Raw genomic sequence first — 6,670 nt, 5'->3', positions numbered from 1 at the left:
GCCCGCCGCGGGTGCGGCGGCCGCCCTCAGATCACCACCTGTCAGGTCTGCGGGCGACCTCCCGGCTGGGTGACGCCGTTGACCTTGAGCGTGTACGGCGCGTACTGGCCGACCTGCTCCGTCGACTCGTCGTAGGCCACCACCGCGACCACCGTCTGGAACGGCAGCATGGTGGCCAGCTGCAGCCGGTTGAGGCTGACGCTGGTCTTGCCGTTGGACTCCAGCTGCAGCGCCACCGAGTGCTTCTCGTCGAGGCCGATCAGCCGGACGTTCCAGTTCTCGACCGGGGTCGGGAAGACCTCGGTCGGCGAGTCGAACGGGTCGAGCGACGAGCCGTCGCTGACCGCGGTGGCGCCGACCGTGATGTCGTCGATCTTCCAGCCGCCCTCGTTGACCCCCGCGTCGCTGACGTAGCGGAAGCCGAGGAGGATCTCCTTGCCGGCGTAGGCCGACAGGCTGTAGCTGTGCGGCTCGAAGCCGGTCGTGGTGCCGTTGACCGCGGGGCCGAGCGGGCCCGCGACCGTCTTGTCACCGGCGATCGAGGTGTAGGTCTTGCCGCCGTCCGTGGAGACGATCACGTAGCCGTAGTCGAAGCCCTGCTCCGCGCCGTACTTGGCGAGGAAGCGCAGCGTCGGGTCGGCGGCCGGGACGGTCACCTTGGTGACGGCGGCGGCGTTGGTGTTGCTGTCGTTGCCGGAGAACAGCACCGGGTTGCCCGCGCGGTCCGGGTCGTCGGAGACGACGGTCCAGGCCAGCGGGAGCGCGGGCAGCGTCTTGGCGCCCTCGAACGACAGCGAGCGCAGGTCCACCCCGCGCAGGAACGTGCCGTCCGCCTTCTGCAGCGGCACGTAGTCGGCGCCGTTGGGGGCGGCACCGGCGGTCTTGTAGGTGGCCGGGTTCGCCAGGTTGACGGTCGCGTTCAGGCTGGCGGCCGTGACCCGCTTCTTCGGCACGCCCAGCATGACGCCCTTGGTCCCGCCGACGATCCGGTCGACCAGGGTGGAGGTCTGGAAGTCGTGGATCACCTGGTACATGTTCGTGACGCCCTTGGCCGCCAGCGCCGCCTTCAAGCTGGCCAGGCCCTGCAGCGCGCCGTCACGGTGCAGGCCGGACATGAACGCCGTGCCGTACCTGTCGTACAGGAACAGCATGAACGAGTACGCGTTGCCGTAGTCGGCCAGCACGCCGTTGGCGTTGGCGCCCTCGCCCCAGATGTTGAGCGAGTTCTCCGGGCCGCCGCAGTCGCGCGGGTTGGTGTTGTACGGCGTCTGGACGATGCCGAAGCCCTGGAAGCAGTAGATGTGGCTGTCGGTCCCGCGTTCGGACACGGTGGCCGCGGGGTTGGAGTAGCCGACCAGCTTCATCGCGAGGTCCGACAGGCCCTCGTTCATCCAGGTGGTCTCGAGCGGGTCGGTGTAGTAGTGCGCCAGGTGCTGCCACTCGTGCGCGAACGTGCCCTCGTACTGGCGCGGCCGGGCCGGGCGCGAGGTGCACAGGTCGGCGGTCGGCTCGTCGGGCGGGTTCGCGCCGGTGCGGTGCGCCCAGTCGAACGCGTCGATCGTCATGACGTTGCGGTCGAGCAGCTCGTTGAACTGGGCGGAGAAGAAGCCCGCGATGTACGTCGGAGCGGCCGGGAAGCTGTAGTAGTTGTCGTCCCTGACGTTGTCGACCAGGGTGACGGTCTTGTTGCCGCCGCCGGTGTAGACGCCGCCGTTGCCGTTGGCGTCAGGGCCGAGGACGGCGTTGGTGCCGTCGCGGTCCGGCGGCGTGCTGAAGGCGGCGGTCTCCTTCGGGTACATGTTCGTGTCGAACTGGGTGACCAGGTCCGCCACCTGCGCGTCGGTGACCTGCGTGGACGTCGGGATCTGCGCCCGGCAGTCACCGGCGGGGAAGGACAGGTCGTTGGCGACCCAGACCTCGATGTTGTTGCCCACGCCGCGCAGCGTGTAGTCCTTGCGATAGAGCCTGCCGTTGAAGTCGTCCAGGCCCAGCCACTGCCGGACGGTGCCGACCGGCGGCGTGTCGGCCGCGGCCTTCGCCCTGGCCTGCGCCTTGGCCTCGTACTTGGCGGGCACCTTGACGGGTTTGCCGTCGAGGGTGAAGTCCTTGCGGGAAAGTTCCCGGATGTCGCTTGACGGCGGAGCCTTGGGATCGGCGTGCGCCGGGATAGCCGACAAAAGGGGTAATGCGAGAATAGCGGCCGCGATTCCGATGAATCGGTTGCGCGCCATGGAGCCCCCTAAGCGTGGTCAGTGAGGGTGACAAAACGTGACTATCCGATCAAGGGACCGGCGCGCAAGTAAGTCAGTTGCCAACAAAGCATCAATGAATTCGTGCTCAGACGGCTGTCCGAGCGAGCCGCCGGTAGGAATCGAGCCGCTGATCCAGGTCGTAGCTGTTCATGGTCACCAGGACCTCGTCGGCGCCGGTGAGCTCGATCAGCGCCCCGAGTTCGATCTCCACCTCCTGCCCGGTGCCGTGGACCTGCCCCTTGCGCGACTCCTCGAACAGCGCCCGCTCCCGCTCGGTCATCTCCGTCGCCAGCACCCGCTCGGCCGGGGATAGGGGCGGGAAGGCGCCGCTCGTCCGCGATCGCGCGGTCGCCCACGCCTCCGGCACCTGCAGCAGCGCCGCCTCGCGGGCCGTCTCGCCGACCGCGACGTTCGCCGCCAGGACGACGTACGGCCGCGCCGCCCAGGCCGACGGACGGAACCCGGTGCGATACCGCGAGATCGCCTCCCGCAGCCGGGCCCCGCCGCCCCCGATCACCATGGGCAGCCCGTGCTCGGCGGCGATGTCCGCCCCCGAGCCCATGGCCAGCACGAACACCTGCGGCCGCAGCCCCTCGGCGGGCAGCGCGTGCACACCGGGATGCCCCCGCTGGTCCCCGGTGAAGTAGCCGAGCAGCTCCGCCAGTTGCCCGCCGAACTCGTCGGCGTCCTCCTTGCCGTGCCCCAGTGCCTTCCTGATGCCGCCGGTGAAGCCCACCGAGCGGCCGAGCCCCATGTCGACGCGGCCCGGGTTCAGCGACTCCAGCACGCCGAACTGCTCGGCCACCACCAGCGGCCGGTGGTTGGGCAGCATCACGCCGCCGGTGCCCACCCGGATCCGGTCGGTGGCCGAGGCGACGGCGGCGGCCAGCACGGTCGGCGCCGAGCCGGCCACCCCCGGCACGCTGTGGTGCTCCGACACCCAGAACCGGTGGTAGCCGAGCTCCTCCGCCTGCCTGGCGAACCTGATGGTGTCGCGCAGCGCCGTCGCCGGGTCGTGCCCCTCGCGGACAAGGGAGCGGTCGAGGATCGAAAGCTTCGTCACATATGTCGGCAACAGCACCGGGGCGTGACTACTTCCGGTAGAGGCCGACCGACCAGCGGACCGGGCGGTTGGTGCCGCCGCCCCTCAGCGTCCACTTGACCTTGACGGTGGTCGTCCGGTCCGTGGGATAGGAGAACTCGTTCACCGCCGAGGGGAAGGCGCCACCCTTCCATACGCCGCAGGCGCCCCCGCTGGGCTCCATGTGGCCGTCCACCTCGAAGCTGAACCACAGGTCCCCGGCCAGTTCGCCGGTGCACAAGGTGTCGAAGCCGACCTTGCCTCGCACCTTGAAGGTGGCGGAGGTGTCCTGCGGCCAGGCGCCGGTCTTCGTCTCCGCGAGCCGCGCCTTCCCCACGTGGTCCGGCAGGGCTTTGAGTTTTGGCGGCTTGACCGGCCGCGCGGGCGGTGTCCATTCGTACACGGCCAGTGCCCAGACGCCGCGGGTCTCCTTCTGCGGCACGCACTTGCCGTTCCGCACCACACAACCCGAGCCGGTCGCGGTCGTGTCGAACGTGACCTTGAGCTCCGTGCCGCCCGCGGCGGCCGGCACCTGGAGCGGCCGCAGCTGCATGCGCCTCGAGCACGGGCCGAAGGGGGCCGCCGCGGGCCCGTAGGCGGAGATCGACGTTCTGGGCGCGCTGTTGTCCGGCCCTGCGCAGACCGCTCCGGCGTCGAGCGGCTTGCCGGAGAACGGGACCGTCACCGAGACCTTGGTCGGCCCCGTCCTCTTGATCGACGTGGTGGCGATCCGCCGGTACTTCGCGCCGTCCGCCGCGGTGAAGCGCTCCGGCAGGAGGTCCGCGAGCTGGGCGGCGACAGCGGTGGACTCGTCTTCGGTATTGACCAGCGGCTCCGCCGTACCGGGGAGAAGAGAGAAACCCAGCGCGACGGCCGCCGCCACCGCGACCACCCCGCCGCCGCCCAGCGCGCGCCTGCGCAGGCGGATCCGGCGGATGCGGGCCCGCACCTGCTCGGCCCGGGCCGGGTTGGCGGGTGAGGGGCTGTTGCCGTACTCGCGCAGGACGTCCCGCAGGTCGGGCAGGGTCATCGGTGCATCTCCTTCACGATCGACTCGTCCACGCGCAGCTTGGCCAGCGCCTTGGCGCTCTGGCTCTTGACCGTGCCGGGCTCGCAGCCCAGCAGCCGGGCCACCTCCGTCACCGGCAGGTCCTCGTAGAAGCGCAGCACGACCACCGCCCGCTGCCTGGCCGGCAGCCGGCCGAGGGCTCGCCAGAGCGCGTCGCGCTCGTCGGAGACCGGGTCGCTGGTCGGAGTGTCGGGCAGGTCGTCGCTCGGCAGCTCGCGGCGCCACCTCCTGCGCCACCACGAGGTGTAGGTGGTCACCAGGACCCGGCGCACGTACGCCTCGGGCTCCTCCACGCCGGGCCAGGCGAACCACGCCTTGGCCAGCGACTCCTGCAGCAGGTCCTCCGCGGTCGCCCAATTGCGGGTCAGCAGGTACGCCGTGCGTAACAGCCGATCCGACCGAGTGACCACGAAGTCCTGATATATCCCCCGGTCCGCCACGTACCGCCTCCTGTTGTCGCCTGTCGACGACAGTGACGCATCCAGTGCGGAGTCAGGTTGCCCGGTCGGTGTGGCGGATGAGCGTGAAGGGGACCAGCTCGCCCAGCCCCCGTACGGACAGCCGGTCGACCGGTCGCAGCTCGAAGGCCCGGTCGCCCTCCAGCTCCTCGGCCATCTCGGGGCCGGCCAGGATCGTGCCCGGATGGGCCAGCGCGGTCAGCCTGCTGGCCAGGTTGACGGGGGTGCCGAACACGTCGCCCATCCGGCCGAGCACCGGCCCCACGGCCAGGCCCACGCGCAACTGCGGCATGCCCTTGTCCTTGGCGTGGCTCTCGATCAGGCGCAGGCCGATCTCCGCCGTCTCGTGCGCCTTGCCCGAGACGAACAGCACCGAGTCGCCCAGCGTCTTGACGATCCGCCCGCCGCCCGAGGTCACCACGTCGGCCGAGCGGCCCTCGAACCTGTCGACCAGCCCGGCCAGCTCCGTCTCGGAGATCTGCCTGCTCAGCCGGGTGAACCCGACCAAGTCGGCGAACCCCACCGCCAGCCGGGCCGCGCTCGTCTCCTGCTCGACCAGCCGGTGGGCGGAGGCCGCCAGCTGGCGGCGCCACGCGTAGACCAGCAGCCGGGCCAGGTCGGGCAGCACCCGATCCGCCCGCCTGCGCCACGCCCTGGGCCGCTCGCTCAGCGGCACGCCCGCCTGGTCGAGCGCCTCGGCGCCCAGCTCGGCCTGCGACTCGGCGAGCCGGGCCGTCGCCCTGCCCAGGGATCTGGCCATCAGGAGCACGTGCTCCTCGTCGTAGACGCCGTCGCTCACCATGCCGAGCAGCGTCCGCAGGGCCTCCACGTCGGAGTCGGTGAACTCGAGGGCGTCGTCGGCGACGTTCGCGAAACCCAGCGCGCGCCAGAACCTGCGGGCACGGTAAACGGGGACGCCGGCCATGTCGGCGACCTGGTGGCTGGTGTAGCGACGGGGCTCGCGGAGGAACGCCTCCGTCAGCCCGTCCGGGTCCTCGCGCGCCACGACCGCAACATAACACTCCCGGCTACTCCAGCAGTGCGCGCAGCGCGGGCCGCTCATCTACCGGGACATATCCCAGGTAATAGTCGTACATCGTCTGCCGGGACAGCCGGGCGGCCAGCGGGCCGTCGCCGGCGCGGACGGCGGCCAGCACCTCCTCGTGATGCGCGATGCTCTGCCGCATCAGCGCCTCCCGGTCGGCGGCGGCGGCGATCTTGCCGGAGACCAGGCCGAGGACGATCGAGCGGACCACGTCCGTGCAGATCTGGATGAGCTTGTTGCGGCTGGCCCGCGCCACCGCGTCGTGGAAGGCGATGTCGGCGGCGCTGAACGCGTCGTAGCCCACCTCCACGGCCGCGCGCATGCCCGCGATGGCGGCGTCCATCTCCGCGAGCTGCTCGTCGGTACGCAGCCGGGCCGCCAGCAGGTTGGCCGAGGCGTCGAGCACCATGCGGAACTGCACCAGCTCCCCGAGCGACAGCTCGTCCACCCGGGCCAGCGTGGTCATCGACTTGTGCAGTGCGGCGGGGGAGAAGGGCTGCACCTCGGCGCCGTGCGGGTCGCCGGGCCGCGACCTGACCAGGCCGCGGGCCTGCAGCACCCGCAGCGCCTCACGGACGGTCGAGCGGCTCACCGAGAACTGGACCATGAGGTCACGCTCGCTCGGCAACCGCTCGCCGGGACACAGCGCGCCGCTCTCGATGGCCTCCTCGACCTGCTCCACGATGCGCTCGTAGGCACGTACGGTACGCACCGGCTCGAACCGTGGACCACTCATGAAGCCCCCTTGACCTGAGCCGTCGTGGA

6 protein-coding genes are annotated in these 6,670 nt (G+C 70.9%); all 6 read right to left on the bottom strand.

From position 1 onward, the window contains the following. Window positions 1–41: 41 nt before the first annotated feature. A complete protein-coding gene (locus KME78_RS54275) occupies window positions 42–2,177 on the bottom strand; it encodes a choice-of-anchor J domain-containing protein (protein ID WP_219537895.1) in 2,136 nt (711 codons plus the stop codon). A gap of 160 nt (window positions 2,178–2,337) precedes the next feature. Further along, complete coding sequence (locus KME78_RS54270) at window positions 2,338–3,315, bottom strand: LLM class flavin-dependent oxidoreductase (protein ID WP_308127491.1); 978 nt, start codon at window positions 3,313–3,315, stop codon at window positions 2,338–2,340. Between the two features lie 28 nt (window positions 3,316–3,343). Beyond that, complete coding sequence (locus KME78_RS54265) at window positions 3,344–4,363, bottom strand: hypothetical protein (protein WP_219537893.1); 1,020 nt, start codon at window positions 4,361–4,363, stop codon at window positions 3,344–3,346. Next, window positions 4,360–4,842 carry a SigE family RNA polymerase sigma factor gene (locus KME78_RS54260; protein WP_219537892.1) on the bottom strand — a complete coding sequence of 161 codons (483 nt, stop codon included), beginning with the start codon at window positions 4,840–4,842 and terminating at the stop codon, window positions 4,360–4,362. The genes KME78_RS54265 and KME78_RS54260 overlap by 4 nt, the downstream gene beginning before the upstream one ends. A gap of 52 nt (window positions 4,843–4,894) precedes the next feature. Further along, window positions 4,895–5,866, bottom strand: coding sequence for an adenylate/guanylate cyclase domain-containing protein (locus KME78_RS54255; protein WP_308127490.1), 972 nt, complete (start codon window positions 5,864–5,866; stop codon window positions 4,895–4,897). Window positions 5,867–5,888: 22 nt separating this feature from the next. Further along, window positions 5,889–6,641, bottom strand: a complete 753-nt coding sequence (locus tag KME78_RS54250) for a FadR/GntR family transcriptional regulator (protein WP_219537890.1) — start codon at window positions 6,639–6,641, stop codon at window positions 5,889–5,891. Window positions 6,642–6,670: the final 29 nt, after the last annotated feature.

It is taken from the genome of Nonomuraea guangzhouensis, assembly GCF_019396345.1.
Lineage (GTDB): Bacteria > Actinomycetota > Actinomycetes > Streptosporangiales > Streptosporangiaceae > Nonomuraea > Nonomuraea guangzhouensis.
This window is presented reverse-complemented; position numbering and strand designations above follow the sequence as displayed.